Annotated in this window: 27 protein-coding genes; 2 read left to right on the forward strand and 25 right to left on the reverse strand. The window is 60.6% G+C overall.

Annotated elements, in window-relative coordinates; genetic code table 11:
* Window positions 1–9: 9 nt before the first annotated feature.
* The 22 genes from araG to K3819_RS21425 all read right to left on the reverse strand — a co-directional run bounded on the left by araG (window position 10) and on the right by K3819_RS21425 (window position 19,182).
* Entirely contained in the window at window positions 10–1,554 is a 1,545-nt protein-coding gene (araG, locus tag K3819_RS21320; RefSeq protein ID WP_221397898.1) for an L-arabinose ABC transporter ATP-binding protein AraG, read from the reverse strand.
* 56 nt (window positions 1,555–1,610) lie between these two features.
* Window positions 1,611–2,615 carry a substrate-binding domain-containing protein gene (locus K3819_RS21325; RefSeq protein ID WP_064598531.1) on the reverse strand — a complete coding sequence of 335 codons (1,005 nt, stop codon included), beginning with the start codon at window positions 2,613–2,615 and terminating at the stop codon, window positions 1,611–1,613.
* A gap of 143 nt (window positions 2,616–2,758) precedes the next feature.
* Window positions 2,759–3,577: an SDR family oxidoreductase gene (locus K3819_RS21330; protein ID WP_011335425.1), complete on the reverse strand. Its 819-nt coding sequence runs from the start codon at window positions 3,575–3,577 to the stop codon at window positions 2,759–2,761.
* 270 nt (window positions 3,578–3,847) lie between these two features.
* Window positions 3,848–4,723: an SMP-30/gluconolactonase/LRE family protein gene (locus K3819_RS21335; RefSeq protein WP_221397899.1), complete on the reverse strand. Its 876-nt coding sequence runs from the start codon at window positions 4,721–4,723 to the stop codon at window positions 3,848–3,850.
* A 25-nt stretch (window positions 4,724–4,748) separates the two neighbouring features.
* Window positions 4,749–5,465, reverse strand: a complete 717-nt coding sequence (locus K3819_RS21340) for a FadR/GntR family transcriptional regulator (RefSeq protein ID WP_007950814.1) — start codon at window positions 5,463–5,465, stop codon at window positions 4,749–4,751.
* 102 nt (window positions 5,466–5,567) lie between these two features.
* Window positions 5,568–6,128, reverse strand: coding sequence for a DUF1285 domain-containing protein (locus K3819_RS21345; RefSeq protein WP_221397900.1), 561 nt, complete (start codon window positions 6,126–6,128; stop codon window positions 5,568–5,570).
* A gap of 15 nt (window positions 6,129–6,143) precedes the next feature.
* Complete coding sequence (locus tag K3819_RS21350) at window positions 6,144–6,749, reverse strand: DUF4823 domain-containing protein (RefSeq protein ID WP_085612130.1); 606 nt, start codon at window positions 6,747–6,749, stop codon at window positions 6,144–6,146.
* A gap of 169 nt (window positions 6,750–6,918) precedes the next feature.
* Window positions 6,919–7,887: a GTP 3',8-cyclase MoaA gene (locus tag K3819_RS21355; RefSeq protein WP_221397901.1), complete on the reverse strand. Its 969-nt coding sequence runs from the start codon at window positions 7,885–7,887 to the stop codon at window positions 6,919–6,921.
* A 138-nt stretch (window positions 7,888–8,025) separates the two neighbouring features.
* Complete coding sequence (locus tag K3819_RS21360; protein ID WP_007950805.1) at window positions 8,026–8,664, reverse strand: TetR/AcrR family transcriptional regulator; 639 nt, start codon at window positions 8,662–8,664, stop codon at window positions 8,026–8,028.
* Between the two features lie 341 nt (window positions 8,665–9,005).
* Window positions 9,006–9,791, reverse strand: coding sequence for a TatD family hydrolase (locus tag K3819_RS21365; RefSeq protein WP_085612129.1), 786 nt, complete (start codon window positions 9,789–9,791; stop codon window positions 9,006–9,008).
* Between the two features lie 15 nt (window positions 9,792–9,806).
* Window positions 9,807–10,163 (reverse strand): PilZ domain-containing protein, encoded by a 357-nt coding sequence (locus K3819_RS21370; protein ID WP_039770657.1) that lies wholly within the window; start codon window positions 10,161–10,163, stop codon window positions 9,807–9,809.
* Between the two features lie 42 nt (window positions 10,164–10,205).
* Window positions 10,206–11,189 carry a DNA polymerase III subunit delta' gene (locus K3819_RS21375; protein ID WP_085612128.1) on the reverse strand — a complete coding sequence of 328 codons (984 nt, stop codon included), beginning with the start codon at window positions 11,187–11,189 and terminating at the stop codon, window positions 10,206–10,208.
* Window positions 11,182–11,814: a dTMP kinase gene (tmk, locus tag K3819_RS21380; RefSeq protein ID WP_007950797.1), complete on the reverse strand. Its 633-nt coding sequence runs from the start codon at window positions 11,812–11,814 to the stop codon at window positions 11,182–11,184. Before tmk ends, K3819_RS21375 begins: the two co-directional genes overlap by 8 nt.
* Window positions 11,815–11,833: 19 nt before the next feature.
* The gene (mltG, locus tag K3819_RS21385; RefSeq protein WP_085612127.1) at window positions 11,834–13,015 is read right to left on the reverse strand and encodes an endolytic transglycosylase MltG; all 1,182 of its coding nucleotides are present in this window, start codon (window positions 13,013–13,015) and stop codon (window positions 11,834–11,836) included.
* A gap of 3 nt (window positions 13,016–13,018) precedes the next feature.
* Window positions 13,019–13,834 carry an aminodeoxychorismate lyase gene (pabC, locus tag K3819_RS21390; protein WP_085612126.1) on the reverse strand — a complete coding sequence of 272 codons (816 nt, stop codon included), beginning with the start codon at window positions 13,832–13,834 and terminating at the stop codon, window positions 13,019–13,021.
* Window positions 13,834–15,078 carry a beta-ketoacyl-ACP synthase II gene (fabF, locus tag K3819_RS21395; RefSeq protein WP_041475396.1) on the reverse strand — a complete coding sequence of 415 codons (1,245 nt, stop codon included), beginning with the start codon at window positions 15,076–15,078 and terminating at the stop codon, window positions 13,834–13,836. The genes pabC and fabF overlap by 1 nt, the downstream gene beginning before the upstream one ends.
* A gap of 108 nt (window positions 15,079–15,186) precedes the next feature.
* Window positions 15,187–15,423 carry an acyl carrier protein gene (acpP, locus tag K3819_RS21400; protein ID WP_003175607.1) on the reverse strand — a complete coding sequence of 79 codons (237 nt, stop codon included), beginning with the start codon at window positions 15,421–15,423 and terminating at the stop codon, window positions 15,187–15,189.
* A 196-nt stretch (window positions 15,424–15,619) separates the two neighbouring features.
* Window positions 15,620–16,363 (reverse strand): 3-oxoacyl-ACP reductase FabG, encoded by a 744-nt coding sequence (gene fabG / locus K3819_RS21405; protein WP_007950790.1) that lies wholly within the window; start codon window positions 16,361–16,363, stop codon window positions 15,620–15,622.
* A 16-nt stretch (window positions 16,364–16,379) separates the two neighbouring features.
* Complete coding sequence (gene fabD / locus K3819_RS21410) at window positions 16,380–17,318, reverse strand: ACP S-malonyltransferase (protein WP_007950787.1); 939 nt, start codon at window positions 17,316–17,318, stop codon at window positions 16,380–16,382.
* A 125-nt stretch (window positions 17,319–17,443) separates the two neighbouring features.
* Window positions 17,444–18,454 carry a phosphate acyltransferase PlsX gene (gene plsX, locus K3819_RS21415; protein WP_085612125.1) on the reverse strand — a complete coding sequence of 337 codons (1,011 nt, stop codon included), beginning with the start codon at window positions 18,452–18,454 and terminating at the stop codon, window positions 17,444–17,446.
* A 4-nt stretch (window positions 18,455–18,458) separates the two neighbouring features.
* Complete coding sequence (gene rpmF / locus K3819_RS21420) at window positions 18,459–18,641, reverse strand: 50S ribosomal protein L32 (protein ID WP_003179396.1); 183 nt, start codon at window positions 18,639–18,641, stop codon at window positions 18,459–18,461.
* A 13-nt stretch (window positions 18,642–18,654) separates the two neighbouring features.
* A complete protein-coding gene (locus K3819_RS21425) occupies window positions 18,655–19,182 on the reverse strand; it encodes a YceD family protein (protein ID WP_003204262.1) in 528 nt (175 codons plus the stop codon).
* Window positions 19,183–19,288: 106 nt separating this feature from the next.
* Between K3819_RS21425 and K3819_RS21430 the strand changes: the two genes are divergently transcribed.
* Complete coding sequence (locus tag K3819_RS21430; RefSeq protein WP_064598552.1) at window positions 19,289–19,867, forward strand: nucleoside triphosphate pyrophosphatase; 579 nt, start codon at window positions 19,289–19,291, stop codon at window positions 19,865–19,867.
* Window positions 19,868–19,913: 46 nt separating this feature from the next.
* On the opposite strand, the gene sppA is transcribed toward K3819_RS21430, so the two are convergent.
* Genes sppA through rluC form a run of 3 tightly spaced genes read right to left on the reverse strand, consistent with a single transcriptional unit; the run spans window position 19,914 to window position 22,539 of the window.
* Window positions 19,914–20,903, reverse strand: a complete 990-nt coding sequence (gene sppA / locus K3819_RS21435; RefSeq protein WP_085612123.1) for a signal peptide peptidase SppA — start codon at window positions 20,901–20,903, stop codon at window positions 19,914–19,916.
* Window positions 20,904–20,927: 24 nt separating this feature from the next.
* The gene (locus K3819_RS21440) at window positions 20,928–21,590 is read right to left on the reverse strand and encodes an HAD-IA family hydrolase (RefSeq protein WP_085612122.1); all 663 of its coding nucleotides are present in this window, start codon (window positions 21,588–21,590) and stop codon (window positions 20,928–20,930) included.
* Entirely contained in the window at window positions 21,577–22,539 is a 963-nt protein-coding gene (gene rluC / locus K3819_RS21445; RefSeq protein ID WP_039770677.1) for a 23S rRNA pseudouridine(955/2504/2580) synthase RluC, read from the reverse strand. The genes K3819_RS21440 and rluC overlap by 14 nt, the downstream gene beginning before the upstream one ends.
* A 699-nt stretch (window positions 22,540–23,238) precedes the next feature.
* Here rluC and rne point away from each other — a divergent pair.
* Window positions 23,239–26,475, forward strand: a complete 3,237-nt coding sequence (gene rne, locus K3819_RS21450; protein WP_221397902.1) for a ribonuclease E — start codon at window positions 23,239–23,241, stop codon at window positions 26,473–26,475.
* Window positions 26,476–26,536 lie beyond the last annotated feature (61 nt).

The raw sequence follows: 26,536 nt of genomic DNA on the forward strand, positions 1-26,536 counted from the left end.
AGTCACCTCTCAGTTCGCCACGCCGTCAGCGCGGTGGCGCGGCAAAGCCAGTTGCAGCAGGTTGGATTCGTTGGCCTGGTCGCGGCTGACTTCGCCACGCAGGGCGCCCTCGCACAGCACCAGAATGCGGTCGGAAATACCCATGACTTCCATCAGATCGCTGGACACCACGATCACCGAAATACCGTCGGCGGCCAGGTTATGGATGATCTGGTAGATCTCGGCCTTGGCACCGATGTCGATGCCCCGGGTCGGCTCGTCGAGCAGCAGCACTTTCATCGGCATCGACAGCCAGCGGCCGAGAATGGCTTTCTGCTGATTGCCGCCGGACAGGAACTTGATCTGTTGCCCGGCGTGGGGCGTTTTCACTTTCAGGGCCTTGATCTGTTTCTCGGCGTTGCCCTTCTCCCAGATCCCGCGCAGCAGGCAGCCGAGCCCGGAATGCGCACCGCGCGCACTGATGTTGATGTTCTCGGCGACGCTGGCCAGCGGGATGATGCCTTCCTTCTTGCGGTCTTCCGGGCACAACAGAATCCCGGCGGCAATCGCATCGCGGGGTGAACGCAGTTTCAGTTCATGACCGCGCAACTCCAGGCGTCCGGCGGTGTTGCGCTCAAGACCGCTGAGCAGCCGGAACAGCTCGGTGCGCCCGGCCCCGACCAGTCCGAACAGGCCCAGAATCTCGCCTTTGTGCGCATCGAAACTGATCGGCTCGCGCAGGCCCGGGCCGAGCAAGCCATCGACTCTCAGCGCCACAGCACCGCGCGGGCGACCGCGATAATCGTAGATGTCCTGAATGTCGCGCCCGACCATGCAGGTCACCAGTTGATCGTGGGTCAGCTGGCTCATGTCCTCGAAAGTGCGCACGTAGCGACCGTCCTTGAACACCGTCACCGCGTCGCAGATGCGGAACACTTCTTCCATGCGATGGGAGACATAGAGCACCACTTTGCCCTCGTCGCGCAGCCGGCCGATGATCGCCATCAAGCGGTCGATCTCCCGCGCCGAGAGGCTGCTGGTCGGTTCGTCAAAAGCAATCACATGCGCGCCCCGGGACAACGCCTTGGCGATTTCCACCAATTGCCGCTGGCCGAGGGACAAGCGTCCGACCTTGGTCTGCGGATCGATTTCATCGGCCAGGCCTTTGAGGCATGCCAATGCCTGCTGGCGCAACGCGCCGCGATTGATCAGGCCGAAGCTGGCCGGCAGGTGACCGAGGAACAGGTTCTCGGCCACGGTCATTTCCGGCACCAGATGCAGCTCCTGGTGAATCACCGCCACGCCGCTGCCGATGCTGTCGGCGGTGGACTTGAACGCCATCGTCCGCTCGCCGATCTGCAGCTCGCCGCTGCTCGGGATATAGGCGCCGCCGAGGATTTTCAGCAGGGTCGATTTGCCGGCGCCGTTCTCGCCCATCAAGGCGTGAACCTGCCCGGGGTGAGCGACGAAACTGATGCCGTCCAGCGCCTTCACGCCCGGGAAGGTCTTGCCGATCCCGTTGAAACGCAGGCTACCGCTGGCGCTGTGTTCTTGTGTCTGTACTTGCGCGTGCATTTAAGCCACCTCATCACACCGTTCAAGCGGCCCGGCTGCCCGGGCCGCCGCTGCCGTCAGTTCCACAGGCCGATCTTCTCCAGCTCCTGCTTGAAGTTGTCGCGGGTGATCAGGGTGACGTCGTCCATCGCGGTGTACTTCGGCGGTTCCTTGCCGGTGGTGACCCACTCGTACATCATCTCGGCAGTCTTGTAGCCTTCGATGTGCGGGCTCGGCAGCATCGAACCGTAGAAGCCGCTGTTAGGCTTTTTCAATTCGCCGATGGCGTCGGTGCCGTTGATGCCGATGCCGATCACATTGGCCGCGGCAAACCCCGCTGCTTCGGTGGCGCGCACGCCGCCCAGCACGGTGTTGTCGTTCATGCCGCCGATGATCAGGTTCTTCGCCGCACTCGGCAGCTTGACCAGCGCGGAGTTGGTGGCGTCCATGCTGCCCGGCACGTCGAGGGTTTTCAGGGCGGCCGTCAGAATGTGATCTTTCGGCATGCCGGCATCTTCGAGCGCCTTCATCGAGCCGTCGGTGCGCTTCTTGCCGGTGTCGAGTTCGTTGTAGGTGTTGACCACCGCGTAGGTGTCTTTCCAGTCCCAGTTACGCTTTTTCGCTTCGGCGGCCATGGCGGCGCCCTGCTTCTGGCCGACTTCGAAGGCGGCCATGCCGAGGTACGGCACGTCTTCCATGAATTTGCCATTGGCATCGACGAAGCGGTCGTCGACGGCGATCACTTTCAAGTCATTGAGCTTGGCCTTGGCCATGATCGCCGGGCCGAGCGATACGTCCGGCGGGCAGATGACGAAGCCCTTGGCGCCGTTGGCCGCGAGGCTGTCGATGGCCGAGAGGGTTTTCTCGCCGTCCGGCACGGCGATCTTGATCAGCTCGAAGCCTTTGTCCTTGGCAGCTTTCTCGGCGAAGGCCCATTCAGTCTGGAACCATGGCTCTTCGGCTTGTTTGACCAGAAAACCGATCTTCACCGGATCGGCGGCCAGCAGCGAACTGCTCAGGCTGAACGCAGTAACCGCCAGCGCGGTACTGCACAGGGTACGAATCCCGAAACGACGTTTCATAAGCAGACTCCTTGTTATTTTTCTTGAGCGTTATTTGAAAAACGTTAAAGCGGTCGAAGCGTTTCCTGCGAATCATGACGACAATAGTCATATCGTATGATGATTGAATTTCAGGCGGACCTTTCCACCTGAAATCCGGATTTTCAGTCGTGGTACATCACCGAGCGGCCACCATCGATGGTGATGCACGAGGCATTGATGAACGGCGCTTCATCGCTGGCCAGAAACACGGCGGTCATCGCCACTTCAATCGGCTGGCCGATGCGTTTCGGTGGATGCAGATCGAAAGCGCGCTGGCGTTCGGCGTGCGGGTCGGCAAAGCCGTTCCAGTAATCGACGTTGAGTTGGGTTTCGATGTAGCCCGGTGCAATCGCATTGACCCGAATACCCTTCGGCGCGTACTCGATGCCCAGCGCTCGGGTCAGCCCGAGCAAGCCGTGCTTGGCCACCGGGTACGGAAAGCAGCCGGGAATGATGTTCGTGGAATGGGTCGAGGCAATGTTGATGATGCTGCCGATGCCTTGCTCGATCATCTGCGGCAATACGGCCTTGCAGCCATACCAGGCGCCGTCGAGGTCGATGGCGAAGCAGCGTTTCCAGTCTTCTTCGGTCATTTCCAACGGATCGCGGAACACATTGACCCCGGCGCAATTCACCAGCACGTCGATGCGGCCGTGCAGCTCGATGGCCAGTTTGGCCATGGCGTGCAGATCCTGCTGACGCGAGACGTCGGCCTTGATCGCCTGCACATCGGCGCCCTGCTCGCGCCAGTGCGCAGCGACTTTCTCGACCTTTTCAGCCTGGATATCGCTGATCACCAGTTTGGCCTGCTGCGAGGCGAAGGTCGCGACGATTGCTTCGCCGATGCCTTGGGCAGCGCCGGTCAGCAGCACGACCTTGTTTTTCAGGCGCTCACCTTTCGGTGGCTCGGGCACCGGTGGCAAGGATAGTGGTTCAGCCATGAATCAGGACTCCTGTTCGAAAGCATAAAAAAACCGGGCATCTGACGATGTCCGGTCTGGAAGGCTTGTGGAACAAGACAGGCGAGCGCACGCCGCGGCACCGAGACGGCCCGAAGCGCTGACTCCGCTATGGAGTGCGATGGAAATTCGCTGCATCACTTCACCTGTTTTGTTCTTTTTAAGTGTGAGTGCGTGTTACTGCTGGGACCGACTATAAACCCGACCGCCAAATAATCTCAATATATAATTTTGCATCCCATATTTTGGGATTTAACTGGCAAATCGCGTGCAGAGCTTTCCGGCGACATCCACTTGCAGCGACAGTACGGCGCCGTCCAGCGGATGATTCAGCGGACTTTTGGCGCTGGTGATGTACAGGGTTTTCAAGTCTGCGCCGCCGAACACGCAACTGGTGGGGCGACTGATCGGCAGGTCGATCTTGCGATCGATCTGGCCATCCGGCGTCAGGCGCAGCAGGCAGCTGCCGTCCCAGCGGGCGTTCCACACGTAGCCTTCGGCGTCCATCGCCGAACCGTCCGGGCCGCCGTGCTGATCGGCGCTGTACCAGGGCTGGGCGGTGTCGAGGTTGCCGTCGGTGTGAATGAAATAGCGATACAAGGTGCTGTCGAGGCTGTCACCGAACAACAAAGTCGTGCCGTCGTCGCTCCAGAGCAGCGTGTTGGGAATGCCCAGGCCGCGCAGCAATGGCGTGACCCTTTTATCCGGATCAACGCGGAACAGCCCGCCGGAACGACGGGTGATCGGCAGATCCTCGCCCTGCTCGCCAATGTTGTTTTGCATGGTGCCGAGCCACAAGCGGCCCTGGCCGTCGCAACGTGCCTCGTTGGCGCGGTTGCCCGGTTGCGGGTCGGCGACGCAGAACAGCGTCAGTCGCGGCTCAAGTCCGGGGGAATCCAGATCGAGCCGGTAGACGCCGCTGCTCAAGGTCACCAGCGCGTCGCCGCTGGCGCAGGGAATGAACGCCGAGACGTGCTCCGGCATCTGCCAGATCTGCACGTTCTGCCCGATCAGCCGCAGCGCCTGTTTGCCGGCGATGTCCACCCAATACAGCGCCTGGGTTGGTGCGTCCCAGAACGGGCCTTCGCCCAGTTGCGCCCGATGTTCTGTCACCGCAGTCCACGTCATGCAACCTCCTGTCTTGTTGTTTTTGTCAGCTGGCTTTTTTGTCGGCCATCACCTGCGGGTAAAACCGCTTGATGGCCAGGTCGGCATTGTCGATCAGGGTCATGCAGGCCCACACCCCCCGCGCGGCATCCCGGGCGGCAATGGCGTCGGCCATGTCCTTGTGGATGGGCAGTGTGCGGCGCAATTCGTCAGGGTCGGCCGCCGAGACTTCGAAAGACACGGCAAGCAGTGCACCGAGGGCCGGCACCATTTGTTCGATGAATTGATTGTGGCTGGCGGCGAGAATGCATTCGTGGAAGAACTGGTCGGCGCGGTTGTAATCGATGCCGCTGTCGACCGCCCGTTCCAGCGCGTTGTAAGCCTGCTGCACCGCTTGCACCTGTTCGACGGTCGCCCGCTCGCAGGCCCAGCGCACCGCCATCGGTTCGATGGTACGGCGCAGGTCGAGCAGGTCATCGACGAAATTTTCCGGCAAGCCGCTGCGTGACAGCCAGCCCACCACTTGCGGATCGAACAGGTTCCAGCGCTTGATCGGCAGCACCCGCGTGCCGACCTTCGGCCCGACTTCGAGCATGCCTTTGGCAACCAGGGTCTTGATGGCTTCGCGGATCACGGTGCGGCTGACCCCGAGTTGCTCGCCCAGATCGGCCTCGACCTTGATCGCCTGCCCCGGTTTCACTTGGCCGGCAGCAATCCAGGCGCCCAGCCAGTCAACCGTTGATGCGTGAAAACTGCTCGACATGGACACCCCGAAGCCGTTCGCTGTGGGTGCCTACGCTAATCATCATACGATTGAGAGTCAACGACAAAAAACCGCAGCCTGCTTTCACAGACTGCGGTTTTTTTAAGGTTCGAGGCCGATGCGGAAGAACTCGCCACCGCTCCAGACGCCGAGCCAGCGCTGGCCATCGATTTCACGGCTGACTGCCAGCTCCACCAACTGGTAGAACACGTTGCGGTGGATCAGCGCTTCGAGATTGGTGCGGACATGCACGTAAGGCGCAGGTTCTTGCGTCGCTGGATCAATCTCGACCCGGATCGGATGCTCCGGGCCGGCTTCCGTTGTTTCATCGACGTTGGTGGTGAAGCGCAGCACTTGCGCCTCACCCTCGCCTTCCACCTCGACGGCAATCGCCACGAATGGCGCGTCATCGACCTTGATCCCGACTTTCTCAACCGGAGTAATCAGGAAATAATCATCGCCGTCGCGGCGGATGATGGTGGAGAACAGCTTGACCATCGGCTTGCGCCCGATCGGCGTACCCAGGTAGTACCAGGTGCCGTCACGGGCGATGCGCATGTCGATATCGCCGCAGAAATCCGGGTTCCACAAGTGCACCGGCGGCAAGCCTTTGGTTTTGGGGATTTGTCCCAACAGGTCATTGGCTTTTTGCGGACCACTCATGGCGTACTCCTTGAATTACTGGTCCCCGAGGCCCAGCAGGCTACGCGCGTATTGCGCAAGCGGTGGGCCGATCAGGTCTTCGGGCTTGTTGTCGTGGAACGTCAGTAAACCGCCACGACTCTTGATCCGTGCAGTATCAATCAAATACTGGGTGCTGGTCTCGATCAACATGATCTGAATCACGCCACCGTCGATACCGAGACGATCCACAGCTTCCTGATCGAGCCATTCATCGGAGTTGCCGATGCGGTCGTCGGCCTTGGCGAAACGGGTGTACAGCAGGTAGTGCGCACCGGCGTCGCGGGCTTCGCCCATCGCCTGGTCGAGGCCTTCCGGCGCACGGGCGCGGCGGACCATCGGGAAATATTCGACGAAACCCTTGAAGGCCTCTTCGGCCACTACGTTGGGACGCGGGTAAGAACCACCCGGCGGCGCGAACGAGCCTTGCGCGATGTAGATGAACGAATCCGGCTGAATGCGGAAATTGTTTACGCGACGGCTGTCGCTGTGGTCCAGCAGACCCGCGTCGCTCATCTGGTAGCGAGTCCCTTCGGCCATGTCACTGACAGTCATACAGCCGCCCAGCGCAAAAACGGCCAGCAGCAAAACCAGGCTACGCATCCTAATCCTCCAGAAGCCGGTGACGGAAAACCGGCGAATGGCCGTAGGATGCAGCTTTTGCGCCACCTCCAGATCTTCGTCGTTTTTTCGATCGTAATCGCGAGCAGGCTCGCTTCCACAGGGAGATAGCATTTACCTGTGGGGAGCGAGCCTGCTCGCGATGAGGACTTCAGCCGCCGATGATCTTCATGACGGTCGCGCCGCCGGAGAACGCGACTTCCTGCTTGTCGCCCAACGCCTTGACCAGCAGTCGTTGCAACGCCGGCAGCGCCTCGTGGCGCGGCTTGTCGAGCAGGTCACCGACGTAGTGGCGGTTGCTCGACGACAGGCAGCCATGCAGCCATCCGGTGGACGACAGGCGCAGGCGCGAACAGGTTCGGCAGAACGGCACGCTTTCGTTGGCGATCACGCCGAAATTGCCCAGACCGGGAATCGCATAGCGAACTGCCGTGGCATCCACCGGCGCGTCGGTTTGCGCGTACTCGTAATGTTCGCCGATCAGGCTCAGCAGCTGTTGCAGGCTGACGAACTGCTGCAGGAAGGCGTTGGAATCAGTGGCCAGGTGGCCCATGCGCATCAGCTCGATGAAACGCAGTTCAAAGCCACGCTCGAGGCAGTAATCGAGCAGCGGCAGCACCTGGTCGAGGTTCTGCCCGCGCAACGGCACCATGTTGACCTTGATCTTCATCCCCGCCGCTGCGGCCTGATCCATGCCATCCAGCACGGTGGCCAGGTCGCCGCCACGGGCGATGCTGCGGAACGCGCCGGCGTCCAGGGTATCGAGGGAAACGTTGAGGCGTCGCAGGCCGGCATCGACCAGCAACGGAAGTTTTTTCGCCAGGAGCTGGCCGTTGGTGGTCAGGCTGATGTCTTCCAGGCCCATCCTGCCGACGGCGCTCATGAAAGATTCGAGTTTGGGGCTGACCAGCGGCTCGCCGCCGGTGATGCGCAGGCGCTCGATGCCCGCGGCTTCAATCAGATAGGCTACGCCACGTGCCATGGCCTCGGCCGACAGTTCATCCTGCGCAGCCACCAGCCGCTTGCCGTTGGGCACGCAGTAGGTACAGGCGTAATTGCAGGCTGAAGTCAGACTGATCCGCAAATTGCGAAAGCGCCTGCCTTGACGGTCAACGATCATGAAGCACTCCGGCGATGGAAAATCGAGCGGCTAAAACTTGACTCACAATTCAAGTTTTAGCAAGCCCTATGCCTGAGTATATTCCTGCGGTACTGCGCCATGTAGCGAAAAACACGGCGCATAAGGCAACTGAATGATTCAGCTGCTTGGCGTTTCAGGGTCGCGCTTGCGCTTGTTGCCCATACGCACGCCGATATCCATCAGGAACTGGAAGAAACCTTCCTGATCTTCCAGCACATTGCTCCAGAACGGCGAGTGATACAGCGCCACCGCGCCGTGCACCAGCGCCCAGGATGCGCAGTAATGGAAGTATGGCGGCACGTCTTCGAGCTTGCCTTCGCTGATGCGGCCCTTGATGAGCAGCGTCAGGCGTTCGAAGTTCGAGGCACGGATCTTGTGCAGCTCCTCGACCATCTCGGGGACCTGATTGCCCTTGACCACCTTCTCTTCCAGGCGATCGAACAGGCGATAGCGCTGCGGGTCGCGCATGCGGAATTCAAAGTAGGCACGGGACAGCGCTTCCTTGTCCTTGTCGACATCGGCCGAGTGCAACAGCTCGTTCAAGTCGCGCTCGTAATCGAGCATCAGGCGCAGGTAGATCTCGGCCTTGGACTTGAAGTGCTTGTAAATCGTGCCTTTGCCGATACCCACGGCATCAGCAATCATCTCGACGGTGACACTGTCTTCACCTTGTTCGAGGAACAGCTTGAGCGCGGTATCGAGAATTTCTTGCTCGCGGCGACGAAACTCACGGACCTTACGAGGTTCTTTGTGCATAAGAAAAGGTCTGTAGGGGTCAAAATTCGAAGCCGCGTATTATGCCTAACTTGCGCAAAAATGCACGGATCATCCGACCATATCTGTGTTTCTTGTTCATTTCACGAACGTTTCGAGGGGAATGAGAACATAACCGAAGCGAACGTATTCCAAATTTGTTTAAAAACCCCGGCCAGCCAACTGGACTCGGCGCCAGACTGATCAATACTTGAACTGTCGGGCGACATCTCCCCCAAGTGTCGTGCCGGTAAAGGTACCAAGGGACCGCGTGCCTTTGTTTTACTCCTAATGGTCTTAACCCGGATTCACCCCCCAGAACCCGGGTTTTTTTTGCCTGCGATTCAGGCTTTTACATTCGCCAGCGGAAACAGTCGCTTGAAGTTCTCGGTGGTCTGCTCGGCAAAACGCTCATAGTTCTCGCCGCGCAGCATCGCCAGAAACTCTGCCACTTCCCGCACGTATTGCGGCAGGTTCGGCTTGCCGCGATACGGGATCGGCGCCAGGTACGGTGAATCGGTTTCCACCAGCAGGCGATCGGCCGGAACCTTGCTCGCTACATCGCGCAGCGCATCGGCATTACGGAAGGTGACGATGCCCGACAGGGAAATGTAATAACCCATGTCCAGCGCTGCCTTGGCCATGTCCCAGTCTTCGGTGAAACAATGCAGCACACCGGCCTGGGGCAACGCGGCTTCGCGCAACAACTCGAGCGTGTCGGCGCGGGCGCCGCGGGTGTGGATGATCACCGGCTTGCCGGTCTGCTGCGCGGCTTGCAGGTGCAGACGGAACGACTCCTGCTGAAGCTCGGCGGCTTCCGGCTCGTAGTGGTAGTCCAGACCGGTTTCGCCGATCGCCACCACTTTCGGGTGATTGAGCTCGTGCAACAGCCAGCCCAGCGCCGGCGCCGCGCCCGGCTGCACATCCAGCGGATGCACGCCGACCGAACAATCGACATCGTCGTAACGCTCGGCGAGGGCTTTAACGTCGGCCGCGTTGTCGGCGCTGACGCCGATGCACAGGAAATGCCCGACGCCGCGTTCGCGGGCCGCATCCAGTGCGGCATCCAGGGAACCGTCGTGAGCGGCGAGGTCGAGGCGATCAAGGTGACAATGGGAATCTACGAGCATAAAAAGGACTGCAACTTACATCGTATGAGTGGGACGGTCGGATTTCAGGGCTCCGGCCAGATGAGTTTCGATGCGACTGCGGGCGGTGTTGTCGCCATCGTTGAATTGCACACCGACGCCGGCCGCGCGGTTGCCCTGCGCGCCTTTGGGGGTGATCCAGGCGACTTTGCCGGCCACCGGAATCTTCTCCGCCTCGTCCATCAGGTTCAGCAGCATGAACACCTCGTCGCCCAACTTGTAGTTCTTGTTGGTCGGGATGAACAGGCCGCCGTTCTTGATGAACGGCATGTAGGCGGCGTAGAGGACCGACTTGTCCTTGATGGTCAGGGACAAGATGCCGTTGCGCGGCCCCGGACTGACGGGTTCATTCATGTTGACCTCCACTGCTGATGTTCAGAGTCTAGGTACACATTCTTATCTTTGGCCAGGCAAGCTCGCCCATTGCACCAGCAACGCTTCCAGCAGCAACGCCGCGTTGAGGTTGGCCTTGCTCAGGACTTTCTGGCGCTGGGCGAGAATCCAGTCCTGAATATCCAGCACTTTAGCCTGGGCACTTTTCTGCGCCAGATACTGCACGACCTTGCGCATGTCGGTCAGGCCGAGGCCCGCTTCGTCCTGGGTCAATTGATAGCGCAGGATCAGGCTCGACCAGTCGCAGAACCAATCGAACAGCCGCAGCATCGGAATGTTTTTCCACTCCTCGGCCAATTGCGTCGGCGATTGCTGCTGCTTGAGCAGCTTCTTCACGCCTTCCACCACCTGCGCGCGCTGTTCACGTACGCCCTGCCCCTGCAAAGTGACGGCGGCCAACGGCGAGCCGGCGGCCAGGGTCAACAGTTCGACCCGTTCGTCTTCGGAACATTCCGGCAGTGCCTGAGCCAGCCATTGCAGGCTCATGGATTCGCTCGGCAGCGGGCAGGCCTGCTGCACGCAGCGGCTCTTGATGGTCGGCAACAACCGGCTCGGCTGGTGGCTGACCAGTAACAGCACGGTATCGCCGGACGGCTCCTCAAGGCTCTTGAGCAAGGCGTTGGCGGCGTTGATGTTCATCGACTCCACCGGCTCGATCAGCACCACCTTGCGCCCGCCCAGTTGCGCGGTTTGCACCACGAAACTGACCAGATCGCGCACCTGGTCGACCTTGATCGCCTTGTCCGCTTCCTCCGGTTCGAGGATGTAATTGTCCGGGTGGCTGCCGGCCTTGAGCAGCAGGCAGGATTTGCACTCGCCGCAGGCTTCAGGCGTCGGACGCTGGCACAACAGGCTGGCCATCAGCCGCTCGGCCAGCGCACGCTTGCCGATCCCGGCCGGCCCGTGCAGCAGATACGCGTGAGCGTGCTGAGTGCGCCCGGCCAGTTGCTGCCAGAGGCTGTCCTGCCACGGATAGGCCTCAGCCACGGCTCAGCTCCAGCAAGTTCGGAATCAGGGTATCCAGCGATTGTTGAACCTTGGCCAACGGCTGACCGGCATCGATCCGCACGTAACGCGCCGGATCGGCTTCCGCGCGCTTGAGGAACGCACTGCGTACGGCTTCAAAAAACTCACGGCCTTCCAGCTCGAAACGATCCAGACGACCTCGGGCGCTGGCCCGGGCCAGGCCGATTTCCACCGGCAGATCGAATATCAGCGTCAGGTCGGGACGCAGATCGCCCTGCACGAAAGTCTCCAGCGCCGCGATGCGCTCCAGCGACAAGCCGCGGCCGCCACCCTGATAGGCGTAAGTCGAATCGGTGAAACGATCACACAGCACCACCGCACCACGGGCCAGTGCCGGGCGAATGACTTCAGCCAGATGCTGGGCACGGGCGGCGAACACCAGCAGCAGCTCGGTGTCCGGGTTCATCACTTCGTCGACCGGGGCCAGCAACACCTCACGAATGCGCTCGGCCAGCGGCGTACCGCCGGGCTCGCGGGTCAGCACCACTTCGATACCGGCGGCGCGCAGGCGCTCGGCGAGGTATTCGCGGTTGGTGCTTTTGCCGGCGCCTTCCGGGCCTTCCAGGGTAATAAACAAGCCAGTCACAGGCAGTCCTTAATCAAAGTCATTGCGTGTTTTGGGGAGCGGACGCTTCTGGTTCCGGCGTCGGTGCAGGCGCTTGAGCAGGCGGCTGCGGCAACGATTCCGGTGCAGTATCGGGTGAGGCGGCAGGTATCGCCTCCTCGGCTGCCGGAGCGGCCTCGGGCGCTGTCGTCGGCGCCGGGCTGGAGCGGTAATCCGCGCGCCGCTTGAGCTGATACTCGCGCACCGCGTTGTTGTGCGCGTCCAGGTCATCGGAGAACACGTGGCTGCCATCGCCACGGGCAACGAAGTAGAGGCTGGTGCCATCCACCGGGTTGAGAGCCGCGTGAATGGCTTCACGTCCGACCATGGCAATCGGCGTCGGCGGCAGGCCGGGAATCATGTACGTGTTGTACGGCGTGGCTTCCTTGAGGTGGGCGCGAGTCAGTTTGCCGTTGTAGCGGTCGCCCAGGCCGTAGATCACCGTCGGGTCGGTCTGCAGCTGCATGCCCAGCGCCATGCGACGCACAAAGACTCCGGCAATCTGGCCACGTTCCTGAGGCACGCCCGTTTCCTTTTCCACCAGCGACGCCATGATCAGCGCTTGATAGGGCTCGGTGTAAGGCACGTCGGCGGAGCGCTTTTCCCACTCCTTGGCCAGCACTTCGTCGAGGCGGTCGAAGGCCTTTTTCAGCAGTTCGGTATCAGTCACACCGCGCACGAAGCGGTAGGTGTCGGGGAAGAAGCGGCCTTCAGGGAACAGACCCTTGTGACCGATTTTGGCCATGACCTCGCTGTCACTCAGACCATTGAGGGTCTGTTCGATCTTTTCATCCTTGGCCAGCGCGGCGCGCACTTGATGGAAATTCCAGCCTTCGACCAGAGTCAGGCTGTACTGAACCACATCGCCACGCTTCCACAGGTCGATCAGGCCGTTGACGGTCATGCCCGGCTGCATGCGGTATTCACCGCTGTGAATCGGCGTGCCGGCGAGGTTGAAACGCCAATAGACCCGCAGCCAGAACGCGTCCTTGATGACGCCATCGGCTTCGAGTCCAAGAAAAGTACGGGTCGGGGTGGATCCCTTGGGCACATCCAGCAGTTCTTCCTGCGTGATGTTCAGGGGCTGTTCCAGTGCCGAATGAATCTTCCAGGCGCTGGCGCCCAACAGCAGCCCTGCCAGAACCAGTCCGGTTTCCAGCAGCAGCAAAAGTTTACGTCTCACGAATCAGGCATCCAGTAGCGCGCGGGCAATGGTTTGCAGTTTACGGGTGAGCGGGCCAACCGGCCAGCTCAGAGCAGCACAGGCGCGTACCGGCCAGACGCCATACACGCTGTTGCAGACAAAGACTTCATCAGCCCATTGCAGCTGTTCGAGGGGGATGTCGGTGATTTGCACGGGAATGCCCAGGGACTCGGCCTGAAACAATATTTCTGCGCGCATCACGCCGGCCACGCCGCAACGTTTCAGGTCCGCCGTGATCAGCACACCGTCACGCACCAGGAACAGGTTGCTGAAGACTCCCTCGATCACGCGACCTGCCTGATCGAGCATCAAACCTTCGGCGTGCTCACTGTCCCGCCATTCGGCGCGGGCAATGACCTGCTCCAGTCGATTGAGGTGTTTGAGCCCGGCGAGCAACGGCTGTCTGGACAAACGCGTGCTGCAAGGAAACAGGCGAACGCCCTGTTCGGCGTGGGCCGCTGGATAAGCGGCGGGAGGATTGCCTTGCAGAATGCGTCGGCCCTGCGCCGAAGGATCCGGCGCATAACCGCGCAATCCGTCGCCACGGGTGAGGATGAGCTTGAGCACGCCCTCGCCCATCGCGGCGGCATAGGATTGCAGCTCATGGCGAACCCGCTCGATGTCGGCTGCGATGGCCAGACGCGCACAGCCGTCGGCCAGACGCGTCAGATGCCGATCCAGCAGCAACGGCTGGCCGCCACGCACGGCGATGGTCTCGAACAGACCGTCGCCGTAAGCCAGGCCGCGATCTTTCAGCGACAGAGCGTCAGCCGGCAGACCGTCGACCCAGCAGTCCATCAGCCGGCGAACCGACGGAACGCCAACGTGCCGTTGGTACCGCCAAATCCGAACGAGTTGGACAGCACGACATCGATGTCCATGTTGCGCGCGGTGTGCGGCACGAAATCGAGGTCGCAGCCTTCGTCCGGCTCTTCGAGGTTGATGGTCGGTGGCGCCACCTGGCTGTTGATCGCCAGCACGCTGAAGATCGCCTCGACCGCGCCCGCCGCACCGAGCAGGTGACCGGTCATGGACTTGGTGGAGCTGACCGCCAGCTTGTAGGCGTGATCACCGAACACCGACTTGATCGCGTTGGCTTCAGCGAGGTCGCCGGCCGGGGTCGAAGTGCCGTGGGCGTTGATGTATTGCACTTGATCGACGTTAATCTTCGCATCGCGCAGCGCGTTGGTGATGCAACGTGCCGCACCGGCGCCGTCGGCGGGTGGCGAAGTCATGTGGAAGGCGTCGCCACTGGTGCCGAAACCAATCAGCTCGGCATAGATGGTCGCGCCACGGGCCTTGGCGTGTTCGAGCTCTTCGAGCACCAGGGCACCGGCGCCGTCGGACAGCACGAAGCCGTCACGGCCCTTGTCCCACGGACGGCTGGCGCGGGTCGGCTCGTCGTTGCGGGTCGACAGCGCACGGGAAGCACCAAAGCCGCCCATGCCCAGACCGCACGCGGCCATCTCGGCACCGCCGGCAATCATCACGTCGGCTTCGTCGTACATGATGTTGCGCGCCGCCATGCCGATGCAGTGCGTACCGGTGGTACACGCCGTGGCGATGGCGTAGTTAGGCCCCTGTGCACCCAGGTGGATGGACAGGAAACCGGAAATCATATTGATGATCGAGCCAGGCACAAAGAACGGAGAAATCCGGCGCGGGCCGGTCTCGTGCAGGGTGCGGCTGGTTTCTTCGATGTTGGTCAGACCGCCGATACCCGAACCCATGGCCACGCCAATGCGTTCACGGTTGGCATCGGTGACTTCCAGACCGGCATTGCGTACGGCTTGAAAGCCGGCCGCCAGACCGTACTGAATGAACAGGTCGAGCTTGCGCGCTTCCTTGACCGACAGGTATTCCTCGACATTGAAGCCCTTTACCGAGCCGCCAAAGCGGGTGGAATAGGCAGAAAGGTCGGTGTGTTCGATCAGACCAATGCCACTGCGGCCAGCCAGAATGCCCTGCCAACTGCTCGGCACATCCGTGCCCAGTGGCGACAACATACCCATACCGGTGACTACGACGCGTCTACGCGACACAGCACTCTCCTTTTTCAAATGACGACTTTGCATCAGGCCTAAAGAAAAAACCGCACGCCATGATGGCAGTGCGGTTTTTCCATGACAGCAAGCAACGATTACAAACTATTACGCCTGGTGGCTAGTAACGTAGTCGATTGCAGCTTGTACAGTAGTGATCTTCTCAGCTTCTTCGTCAGGGATTTCGGTCTCGAATTCCTCTTCCAGAGCCATCACCAGCTCAACGGTGTCAAGGGAGTCGGCACCCAGGTCTTCTACGAAGGAAGCGGTGTTGACCACTTCTTCTTCTTTAACACCCAGTTGCTCGGCAACGATTTTCTTGACGCGCTCTTCGATGGTGCTCATACCTTGTTTTCACTCCTAATGGACAAATTCAGGCAGCTGGCCAGTGGGTAAGTGTATAGAAAGACTTTTCAGCTTTTCAACTGAAAGCTTCACTCCTCAAACCCTGCGGCCCTCTGCCTATAAATAGATTGCAGCTTTATAACGGATTTTAGACAGCTCGTATGACATTTTTTTGAAGCAATCCGTCACATTTGAATTACATGTACATCCCGCCGTTAACCGGGATTGTAGCCCCGGTCACGTATGCCGCACCGTCGGATGCAAGAAAAGCGACCACGGACGCGATCTCTTGAGCTTGTCCCAGACGGCCCAGCGGAATCTGCGTCTGCAAGGCTTCACGCTGTGCTTCAGGCAGCTCGCGCGTCATATCGGTGTCGATGAACCCTGGGGTTACCGAGTTGACCGTAATCGAACGCGAACCGACTTCACGCGCCATGGCACGGCTGAAACCTTCCAGCCCGGCCTTGGCGGCTGCATAGTTTACTTGGCCAGCGTTGCCCATGGCACCCACCACCGAGCCAATACTGATAATTCGGCCCCAACGCGCCTTGGTCATGCCGCGCAAAACGCCCTTGGACAGGCGATACAGACTGTTCAGGTTGGTATCGATCACGTCGTACCACTCGTCGTCTTTCATGCGCATCATCAGGTTATCGCGGGTGATGCCGGCATTGTTGACCAGAATCGCCACCGGAGCACCGAATTGCTCCTGGATGCTCGCCAGTACCTTGGTAACCGATTCATCGCTGGTGACGTTCAGTTCGAAACCTGCGCCCTGAATGCCGTTTTCCTTCAGGGTCGCAGCAATACGCTCGGCGCCCGAAGCGGAAGTCGCGGTGCCGACAACGATGGCGCCCTGACGACCCAGTTCCAGTGCGATAGCCTGGCCGATGCCACGGCTTGCGCCGGTGACCAGTGCAACTTTACCTTGCAGACTCATGCAAGCTTCTCCTGATTCAGACAGCCGCTGCGCGAGCAGCAGCGAAAGCGTCTGGGGTATTGAGGTTGGAAGTCGAAACGCCTTCGGCGCAACGTTTGTTCAGACCGGCCAGCACTTTGCCAGGGCCACATTCGACCAGGTTGGTCGCGCCTTTGGCGGCCAGGGTCTGGACCGATTCAACCCAGCGAACCGGCTTGTAGAGTTGCTCCAGCAGATCACGCTTGAGGGTTTCCAGATCCGCCGGCACCTGGGCGCTGACGTTCTGCACCACAGGGATCTGCGGTGCCTGCCAGTCGATGGCAGCGATGGACTCGGCGAAGCGCTCGGCAGCCGGGCGCATCAGTTCACAGTGCGACGGCACGCTGACCGGCAGCGGCATGGCACGCTTGGCGCCACGGGCCTTGCAGCCTTCGATGGCACGCTCAACGGCAGCCTTGGCACCGGCGATCACTACCTGGCCCGGGGAGTTGAAGTTCACCGCGCTGACCACTTCGCCTTGTGCTGCTTCGGCACAGGCAGCGAGAACGTCAGCATCTTCCAGACCGAGGATGGCAGCCATGCCGCCCTGCCCGGCCGGTACGGCTTCCTGCATCAACTGGCCACGGCGCTCGACGAGCTTTACCGCGTCGGCCAGGCTCAGGCTGCCGGCAGCGACCAGCGCGCTGTATTCACCCAGGCTGTGACCAGCAACGAAGGCCGGACGCGCGCCACCTTCCGCCAGCCACAGACGCCACAGGGCGATCGAAGCGGTCAGAATGGCCGGTTGGGTTTTGTCGGTTTGATTGAGCAGCTCTTCCGGGCCCTGCTGGGTCAGTGCCCACAGGTCATAGCCCAGAGCATCGGATGCTTCTTTGAAAGTTTCGAGGATCAGTGGATGTTGCGCGCCCAGCTCGGCCAGCATGCCGAGGGACTGCGAACCCTGTCCTGGAAAGACGAATGCGAGGGAAGCAGACATGTAACAAGCCCCTAATGATCTTGTCGTCGGAAAAATGGCATCCCGCTAGAGGGACGCAAGAAACTGACAGTTGGATGGCCCTTTGAACCGGGCGGTCACATTTAAGCATTGTCCGACGAAAACGCCTAAGACAACAAATCCTCCAGTCGGCCGTGCAGGCGCTCGGGAAGATTCTCCTGAATCTCGATCAGCGCTCGCTGAATCGCACTCTGAAACCCCTGAACCCCGGCCGAACCGTGACTTTTCACGACAATCCCCTGCAAGCCGAGGAAGCTTGCGCCGTTATGTCGCGCCGGCGCCAGATCAGCCTGCAGACGCTTCATCAATGGCAGCGCCAGAGCGCCGACAGCACGGGAAGCGAAGTTTTTCTTGAACAAGGCCTCGATACGCGCAGCGATCATCGTCGCCAGGCCTTCGCTGGACTTGAGCAGTATATTGCCGACAAAACCGTCGCAAACCACCACATCCGCCTCGCCGCGATACAAGCCGTCACCTTCGATGAAACCGATGTAGTTAATGCCCCGTGCAGCCTGCAGCAACGTCGCAGCCAGTTTGACCTGCTGATTGCCCTTGATGTCTTCGGTGCCGATATTCAGCAGCGCAACACGCGGACGGGCAATGCCAAGGGTTTGCGCGGCCACGGACCCCATCACGGCGAACTGCAACAAGTGCTCGGCACTGCAATCGACGTTGGCGCCGAGATCAAGCAACTGGCAGTAGCCTTTTTGGGTGGGGATGGCGGCAACCATGGCCGGACGATCAATCCCCGGCAGGGTCTTGAGCACGAATCGCGACAGGGCCATCAGTGCCCCGGTATTGCCGGCACTGACACAGGCCTGGACCTTGCCATCACGCAGCAACTCGAGGGCGACACGCATCGACGAGTCCGGCTTGCCACGCAGGGCCTGGGCAGGTTTTTCGTCCATGGTGATGACTTCGGACGCCGGGACAATCGTCAGGCGCGCGCGATCGGCAGCCGATTGGCCGGTGATCAGTTCTTCAAGAAGGGAAGGTTGACCGACGAGGGTCAGGTGCAGCGAGGGTGTAGCAGAAAGGCAAGCAAGGCTGGCCTGAACAATGCTGCGGGGACCGAAGTCCCCGCCCATTGCGTCAATCGCGATGACTTGAGCGGACAAGTGATTACTCGTCAGCGCCCTTGTCGATCACTTTACGGCCACGGTATACGCCTTCTGGCGATACGTGGTGACGCAGGTGAACTTCACCAGTGGTTTTTTCTACAGACAGGGTGCTAGCCTCGAGAGCGTCGTGCGAACGGCGCATGTCACGGGCAGAGCGGGATTTTTTGTTCTGCTGAACAGCCATAATTGATTAACTCCTAAACGTTTGGGTCACGCTTTAACTGCGCCAATACACTGAACGGGTTGGACCGCGTTACCTCGTCCTCGCTCGGTTCGGGCTCATCTGCTCCCGCCGGCTGCTGGCATTCTTCCGGATGATGAGCAGGCACAATGGGCAAGGCGAGCAGAAGCTCCTCCTCGATCAGTGACTGCAGATCCAATGGATCTTCGCCCAGTTCCAGCACGTCATAACCTTTCGGTAACGACTGGGTATTCGCACCCTCCTTCACAACAGCGTAACTGCATTCGCTGTGGATCGGCAGGGTGACCAGCTCAAGACAACGCTGGCAAACCATTTTGACTTCGGTGTCGATAAAGCTGTGGATCACCACAGATTTACGTTCATCTCGTTCAAAAACGAATTTTGCCTGCACCGTACCGACATCGTCGGAAAGCGGGTCGCAGAGTCTCTTCAAATCGGCCAGCAGCAGTTCACCTTGAAGGGTGGTGCCACGGTCAGCCAATTTGCGCGGGTCAACGTGAGGTGGAATCGGGTCATTCAACATAGGCGCAGCATTATAGGGATGCACCCACCCATGTCAAAGGAAATTGTGCCCTGTCCGTCACTTGCGCGGCTCCGCTAGAATCTGTCGCCTGCCTCTGGAGATGCGAATGCTGCCTTTATTACTCGCTTCAAGCTCGACCTATCGTCGAGAATTGCTCAGCCGCCTGCGCCTGCCGTTCGTCTGCAGCTCACCGAATATCGATGAAAGCCATCGCCCGGACGAGTCGGCAATCGAGCTGGTCAAGCGCCTCGCCGAACAAAAGGCCCGAGCCTTGGCCGACAGCCACCCTGCCCACCTGATCATCGGCTCCGATCAGGTTGCGGTACTCGGCGAGCGCATCATCGGCAAGCCGCACACCTTCGAAAACGCCCGCGAACAACTGATGGCCGCCAGCGGCGCCAGCGTGACCTTCCTCACCGGCCTGGCCCTGCTCAACAGCCAGACCGGCCACTGCCAGGTCGACTGCGTGCCTTTCACCGTGCACATGCGCGTACTGGACCAGGCCCGCGTCGAGCGCTATCTGCGCGCCGAGCAGCCCTACGACTGCGCCGGCAGCTTCAAGGCCGAAGGACTGGGTGTGAGCCTGTTTCAGTCCACCGAAGGCCCGGACGCCACCAGCCTGATCGGCCTGCCGCTGATTCGCCTGATCGACATGCTGCTGGTCGAAGGCGTACAGATTCCCTGACCCACAAAAAACCGGCCCTCAGGCCGGCCTTTCTTGCAGCATTCGATCAACGCAACGACGGGCCGTTGAAACCCATCCACATTGCCAGCTTCTCGGCAACGCTGGCACCGAGCTTCTTCGAGAAGCGGTCGAACGGCGATTCCTGAACGGTGAAGTCCACCAGTTCCTTTTCGCCAATCACCTCACGCGCCACCGAACTGGCATTGCCCAGCCCATCGATCAGGCCCAATGGCAGCGCCTGCTCGCCAGACCAGACCAGCCCGGAGAACAGCTCCGGATGCTCCTTGTCCTTCAGGCGATCGCCACGCCCCTGCTTGACGCTGTTGATGAACTGCTTGTGCGTGGTATCCAGCACACTCTGCCAGAACGCCGTTTCTTCCGGCTTCTGCGGCTGGAACGGATCGAGGAACGCCTTGTGCTCGCCGGAGGTGTAAGTGCGACGCTCGACACCGAGCTTCTCCATGGTCCCGACAAACCCGTAACCGGCCGCCGTCACACCAATGGAACCGACCAGACTGGCCTTGTCGGCATAAATCTGATCCGCCGCACTGGCAATGTAATAGGCACCGGAAGCTCCCAGATCGGAAATCACCGCGTACAGCTTGGTGTCGGGATGCAGGCCGCGCAGGCGCTTGATCTCGTCATACACATAACCCGACTGCACCGGACTGCCGCCCGGACTGTTGATGCGCAGGATTACGCCCTTGACCTTCTTGTCCTCGAACGCCGCGCGCAGGCTGCCGACGATATTGTCGGCGCTGGCCGGCTCCTTGTCGGCAATCATGCCGGTGACGTCGATCAGCGCGGTGTAGTTGCCGCTGCGGGTGGCGCTTTTTTCCATGTCCATCAACGGCGTGAACAGGATCAGCGCAACAAACAGATAAACAAAGGTCAGCAACTTGAAGAAGATGCCCCAGCGCCGCGAACGACGCTGCTCCTGCACGCCGGCCAGCAGAGTCTTTTCCAGCAGCTTCCAGCTTTTCGCATCACCGTCGTCGGCAGTTGCCTTGGCCGGTGCTTTCCATTCGTCGGTCATGCCATCCACCCCAGCAAAAACGTATTAAGCCTGCTGCCCCAGCCAGGCGTGCAATTCGGAAAAATGGTCGATCGACAGTCGCGGCTCAAACTGCTGCAGTGATTCGATCGATTGCGCGCCATAACTGACCGCCACCGAATCCATCCCCGCATTGCTCGCCATCAGCAGATCGAAGGACGAATCACCGACCATCAGCGCTTGCTCGGCACGCACACCGCAATGCGCAAGGATCTGCTCCAGCATCAGAGGGTGCGGCTTGCTTGCAGTTTCATCGGCTGCGCGGGTGATATCGAAATAATCTTCCCAGCCATTGGCCTTGAGCACCCGATCCAGCCCGCGACGATTCTTGCCGGTCGCGACAGCCAGGTGATAGCCCTGCTCGCGAAAGGACGCCATCGACTCGACTACGCCTTCGAACAACGGCGAAGGCACGGCTTCTGCAGCGATGTAGTGATCGGCGTAATACTCGCGAAACAAGGTCATTTCGGTATCGCTGATTTCCGGATACAGCGTGCGGATCGCCTCGGGTAAGCCCAGACCGATGATGCCTTTGACGGCAAAATCATCACGCAACTCGAAACCTGAACGCCCGGACGCCGAGTGCATCGCCTCGACAATCCGATGAATGGAATCGGCCAGGGTGCCGTCCCAATCGAAAATCAGCAGCTTGTAATCAGATGGGCGCACTCAATCGCTCCACAGTTTTGGCCCACATTTCATCGACCGGTGCCTGCAACTTGAGTTCACCGCCATCGGGCAGCGGCACGGTCAGCATGTAGGCGTGCAGGAACAGGCGCTTGCCGCCCAGATCACGGATTTCCTTACTGAAACCGTCATCGCCGTATTTGGTGTCACCGGCAATGCAGTGTCCGGCGTGCAACGTGTGGACGCGGATCTGGTGCGTGCGCCCGGTGATCGGTTTGGCCTCGATCAAAGTGGCAAAATCGCCGAAGCGACGCAGGACCTTGAACACGGTCACAGACTCCTTGCCCTCCTCCTCGTCGACCTCGACCATGCGCTCACCGGAGCGCAGATTGCTCTTGCCGAGCGCCGCACGGACCTGCTTGATCGAGGTCGCCCAGTTGCCGCGAACCAGTGCCATGTAGCGCTTGTCGACACCGTCACCGCGCAACGCGGCATGCAAGTGACGCAACATGCTGCGTTTCTTGGCGATCATCAGCAGGCCGGAGGTGTCGCGATCGAGACGGTGAACCAGCTCGAGCTCCTTGGCATCGGGGCGCAACTGACGAAAGGCTTCGATAACGCCGTAATTCAGGCCGCTGCCACCGTGAACCGCAATGCCGGCGGGCTTGTTGATCACGATCAGGGCTTTGTCTTCGTAGACAATCGAGGCTTCCAGGCGCTGCAACAGGCCTTGAGCCAAAGGGACCGGCTCGTCACGCTCAGGCACGCGCACCGGCGGCACGCGCACAATGTCGCCGGCCTGCAGCTTGTATTCGGGCTTGATCCGACCCTTGTTCACGCGCACTTCGCCTTTGCGCAAAATGCGGTAAATCAAGGTCTTGGGCACGCCTTTGAGCCGGGCGAGGAGGAAATTGTCGATTCGTTGGCCGGCATATTCCGGCGAGACCTCAAGCAGTTGAACGCCTGGAGTCGTAGGGGCAGTAGTCGTCATGGCGCGGATAATAACAATTTTTTATGGAATTGAAGCACTTAATCATTGCTGCTATAGTCGCGAACGCCGCCAAAAGCGGCCTGGACAGCGGAACCACGGTCAAAAACCGGCCCTGACCAACGCAATTCACCAGGACGCGAGGCCGTCCTACGGGGCTTTTGCTACGTAACGGTGGAGTTTGCAGCTGTAACAAGCGCAGGTGACATGAGGCCTGAATCACGCCGCAAAGCAGAGTTTTCACTCGCCACGCGAGCCATATTCACGGCCAGTTCACAAAGTGCAGTCAGCCGCGGATGACCCCGAGCGAAGACTCCGGAAACACCGCCTGAATTAGCCATGATGCGTGACCTCCCCTTTCGGAGCTCACGGTAAATGCCAACCCGCTGCGGATTCTGCGCGCGGCAGCACCCGAATTATCAGGGATACGTGTAGGGTGGAGATGCACAACCGCTGGACTGTGTAGCAACAGGTTTTATCAAGACGCTTCATCTCGTCCACAGCCACCGGTTGATTCCTCCTCCTGACTGAGTGCTTAAGTAGCCACAGCAAGCAGGACGCGTACGTCGCGATAACGGCCCAATTGGCCGGACATCGCTGGACACGGGAATGGCCAACCACTCCCGACGCACCTGACACCGACCGTGAGAAGTCGTGTGTGCCGAACGCCGTTTCCGGCAGCCCGGAAACCGACGGTACTACATGAAAAGAATGCTGATTAACGCAACTCAACCCGAAGAGTTGCGTGTTGCACTGGTAGATGGCCAGCGCCTCTACGACCTGGACATCGAATCCGGTGCACGCGAGCAGAAGAAGGCCAACATCTATAAAGGCCGCATCACTCGCATCGAACCAAGCCTTGAGGCTGCCTTTGTCGATTTCGGCTCCGAGCGCCACGGCTTCCTGCCCCTCAAAGAAATCTCCCGCGAATACTTCAAGAAAGCCCCTGAAGGCCGCGTCAACATCAAGGACGTCCTGAGCGAAGGCCAGGAAGTCATCGTTCAGGTCGAAAAAGAAGAACGTGGCAACAAGGGCGCAGCCCTGACCACCTTCATCAGCCTGGCCGGTCGTTACCTCGTTCTGATGCCGAACAACCCGCGTGCCGGCGGCATCTCCCGTCGCATCGAAGGCGAAGAGCGCAACGAACTGCGTGAAGCGCTGAACGGTCTGGTCGCTCCAGCCGACATGGGTCTGATCGTGCGCACTGCCGGCCTGGGCCGCAGCAGCGAAGAAATGCAGTGGGACCTCGATTACCTGCTGCAACTCTGGACCGCCATCAAAGAAGCCTCGCTGGATCGTTCCGCGCCATTCCTGATCTACCAGGAAAGCAACGTGATCATCCGCGCGATCCGCGATTACCTGCGCCAGGACATCGGCGAAGTGCTGATCGACAGCGTTGAAGCCCAGGACGAAGCCCTGACCTTCATCCGCCAGGTGATGCCGCAGTACGCCAGCAAGATCAAGCTGTACGAAGACAGCGTTCCGCTGTTCAACCGTTTCCAGATCGAAAGCCAGATCGAGACCGCTTTCCAGCGCGTCGTCGAACTGCCGTCCGGCGGCTCCATCGTCATCGATCCGACCGAAGCCCTGGTGTCCATCGACATCAACTCGGCGCGCGCCACCAAAGGCAGCGACATCGAAGAAACCGCCCTGCAGACCAACCTTGAAGCCGCCGAAGAAATCGCCCGTCAGTTGCGCCTGCGCGACATCGGCGGCCTGATCGTCATCGACTTCATCGACATGACCCCTGCCAAGAACCAGCGCGCCGTGGAAGAGAAAGTCCGCGAATGCCTGGAAGCCGACCGCGCCCGCGTGCAGATCGGCCGCATCTCGCGCTTCGGCCTGCTGGAAATGTCCCGTCAGCGCCTGCGTCCTTCGCTGGGCGAAAGCAGCGGCATCGTCTGCCCGCGCTGCAGCGGCACCGGCATCATCCGTGACGTCGAATCGCTTTCCCTGGCGATCCTGCGCCTGATCGAAGAAGAAGCCCTGAAAGACCGCACCGCCGAAGTTCGCGCTCAAGTGCCGATCCCGGTGGCCGCATTCCTGCTCAACGAAAAACGCAACTCGATCACCAAGATCGAACTGCGCACCCGCGCCCGCATCGTCATCCTGCCGAACGATCACCTCGAAACCCCTCATTTCGAAGTTCAGCGCCTGCGTGACGACAGCCCGGAAGCCGCGACCAACCAGTCCAGCTACGAAATCGCTGCCGCTGCCGCCGATGTCGAAGACGTCCAGCCAGCCGCCGCGACCCGCACCCTGGTTCGCCAGGAAGCCGCGGTCAAGACGGCTCCGGCCCGCGCCAACGCTCCGGTTCCGACCGAAGTCGCCGCTCCGGCCCCGGCACCTGCTCCGGTTGCCGCGCCAGAGCCAAGCCTGTTCAAAGGCCTGGTGAAGTCGCTGGTCAGCCTGTTCGCCACCAAGGAAGAGCCTGTTGCTCCGGTCGTGGTTGAAAAACCAGCCACCGAGCGTCCGGCCCGCAACGAAGAGCGTCGCAACGGTCGTCAGCAGAGCCGCAACCGTAATGGTCGCCGCGATGAAGAGCGCAAGCCGCGCGAAGAGCGTGCACCGCGTGAAGAGCGCGCCCCACGTGAGCCGCGTGAAGAGCGTCAACCGCGCGAACCACGTGAAGTCCGCGAGCCACGCGAATCCCGTGACGAAGCACCGGTAGCCCGCGAAGAACGCGCACCACGCGCGCCTCGTGAAGAACGTGCACCACGTGCTCCGCGTGAAGATCGCAAGCCACGTGGCGAGCGTGAAGAACGCGTACGTGAACTGCGCGAGCCTCTGGATGCCGCTCCGGCCGTTGCTGCCGCCGCCACCGCTGAAGAGCGTCCGGCCCGTCAGCCACGTGAAGAACGTGCGCCACGTCCTCCGCGTGAAGAGCGTCAACCGCGTGCCGAACAGGCCGCTGCTGCCGTCGCTGAAGAAGAGATCACCACCAACGAAGAGCAACTGCCGGAAGACGGTTCGGAGAACGCCGAAGGCGATCGTCCACGCCGCCGCTCCCGTGGTCAGCGTCGTCGCAGCAACCGTCGCGAGCGTCAGCGTGATGCCAATGGCAACGTGATCGAAGGTTCGGAAGAGTCCGAGTCCGGCGAAAACGCCCAGGCGCCAAGCACTGCCGATCTGGCTGCTGGTCTGGCTGTTACCGCTGCTGTTGCCAGCACCGTGATCAGCGCTCCGGCTGAAGCTCAGGCCCACGAGCAAGCTGAACGCGCTACCGCTGCAACACTGGAAACTGCTCCAGTAGAAGCGCCGGTTGTTGAAGCCACCACTCCGGTCGTAGCGCCTGCTGCTCCGGAAGTCGAAGTAGCTCCGGCTCGCGAAGCTCAGCCTCAGGTTGAAGTCGCTGCCGAACCAGCTGTGTCCTTTGAAGCGCCAGCCGTCGCTGAACAGTCGGTTGTCGAAACCGTCGCTGAAACCGTGACCGAAACCGTGCGTGAAGTTCGCGAAGAACAGACCGCGTTCAACTGGGTCGCCGAGCCGGCTGCCACTGAAACACCAGCGCCAGTGGTTGAAGCGCCTGTTGTTGAAGAAGCCAAGGCTGCCGAGCCAGTAGTTGTTGCTGAACCGGCACCGGTCGTTGAAGCCCCTGTGGTTGAAGCGCCAGTTGTAGCCGAAGCACCAGCGCCAGTGGTTGAAGCAGCTCCGGTCAGCGCCCTGACCCCAAGCGGCCGCGCGCCGAACGACCCGCGTGAAGTGCGTCGTCGCAAGCGTGAAGAAGAGCGTCTGCAGAAGGAAGCCGAGCTGGCTGCCGCTGCCGCTGCCGCCGCTGCTGCTCCAGCTGCCGAAGTGGTCGAGGCGGCTCCTGCCCCGGTCGCCGAGGAAGTGGCCGTTGAATCCGTGATTGCCGAAGCACCACGCTCCGTTCAGGAAGCGGTCGAGCAACACGAAGAGGCCCAGGAAAAAGAACACGAGCCTAAACCCCTCGTCTGATTCCAAAAGCCACTAAAAAGCCCCGCCTGGTGATCCAGGCGGGGCTTTTTTATATCTCAAG

It is taken from the genome of Pseudomonas sp. 3-2, assembly GCF_019710535.1.
Taxonomy (GTDB): domain Bacteria; phylum Pseudomonadota; class Gammaproteobacteria; order Pseudomonadales; family Pseudomonadaceae; genus Aquipseudomonas; species Aquipseudomonas pharyngis.

Bases quoted from the DNA above. Each gene is read 5' to 3' on its own strand.
- K3819_RS21340 (WP_007950814.1), bottom strand. From the start codon at position 5,465: ATGTCGAGCAGTTTTCACGCATCAACGGTTGACTGGCTGGGCGCCTGG.
- rluC (WP_039770677.1), bottom strand. From the start codon at position 22,539: ATGACGACTACTGCCCCTACGACTCCAGGCGTTCAACTGCTTGAGGTC.
- K3819_RS21325 (WP_064598531.1), bottom strand. From the start codon at position 2,615: ATGAAACGTCGTTTCGGGATTCGTACCCTGTGCAGTACCGCGCTGGCG.
- K3819_RS21345 (WP_221397900.1), bottom strand. From the start codon at position 6,128: ATGAGTGGTCCGCAAAAAGCCAATGACCTGTTGGGACAAATCCCCAAA.
- acpP (WP_003175607.1), bottom strand. From the start codon at position 15,423: ATGAGCACCATCGAAGAGCGCGTCAAGAAAATCGTTGCCGAGCAACTG.
- K3819_RS21350 (WP_085612130.1), bottom strand. From the start codon at position 6,749: ATGCGTAGCCTGGTTTTGCTGCTGGCCGTTTTTGCGCTGGGCGGCTGT.
- rne (WP_221397902.1), top strand. From the start codon at position 23,239: ATGAAAAGAATGCTGATTAACGCAACTCAACCCGAAGAGTTGCGTGTT.
- K3819_RS21430 (WP_064598552.1), top strand. From the start codon at position 19,289: ATGCTGCCTTTATTACTCGCTTCAAGCTCGACCTATCGTCGAGAATTG.
- K3819_RS21370 (WP_039770657.1), bottom strand. From the start codon at position 10,163: ATGAATGAACCCGTCAGTCCGGGGCCGCGCAACGGCATCTTGTCCCTG.
- rpmF (WP_003179396.1), bottom strand. From the start codon at position 18,641: ATGGCTGTTCAGCAGAACAAAAAATCCCGCTCTGCCCGTGACATGCGC.
- sppA (WP_085612123.1), bottom strand. From the start codon at position 20,903: ATGACCGACGAATGGAAAGCACCGGCCAAGGCAACTGCCGACGACGGT.
- K3819_RS21355 (WP_221397901.1), bottom strand. From the start codon at position 7,887: ATGATCGTTGACCGTCAAGGCAGGCGCTTTCGCAATTTGCGGATCAGT.
- K3819_RS21335 (WP_221397899.1), bottom strand. From the start codon at position 4,723: ATGACGTGGACTGCGGTGACAGAACATCGGGCGCAACTGGGCGAAGGC.
- fabG (WP_007950790.1), bottom strand. From the start codon at position 16,363: ATGAGTCTGCAAGGTAAAGTTGCACTGGTCACCGGCGCAAGCCGTGGC.
- K3819_RS21425 (WP_003204262.1), bottom strand. From the start codon at position 19,182: ATGTTGAATGACCCGATTCCACCTCACGTTGACCCGCGCAAATTGGCT.
- fabD (WP_007950787.1), bottom strand. From the start codon at position 17,318: ATGTCTGCTTCCCTCGCATTCGTCTTTCCAGGACAGGGTTCGCAGTCC.
- K3819_RS21360 (WP_007950805.1), bottom strand. From the start codon at position 8,664: ATGCACAAAGAACCTCGTAAGGTCCGTGAGTTTCGTCGCCGCGAGCAA.
- araG (WP_221397898.1), bottom strand. From the start codon at position 1,554: ATGCACGCGCAAGTACAGACACAAGAACACAGCGCCAGCGGTAGCCTG.
- K3819_RS21365 (WP_085612129.1), bottom strand. From the start codon at position 9,791: ATGCTCGTAGATTCCCATTGTCACCTTGATCGCCTCGACCTCGCCGCT.
- K3819_RS21330 (WP_011335425.1), bottom strand. From the start codon at position 3,577: ATGGCTGAACCACTATCCTTGCCACCGGTGCCCGAGCCACCGAAAGGT.
- pabC (WP_085612126.1), bottom strand. From the start codon at position 13,834: ATGGACTGCTGGGTCGACGGTCTGCCGGCTGACGCTCTGTCGCTGAAA.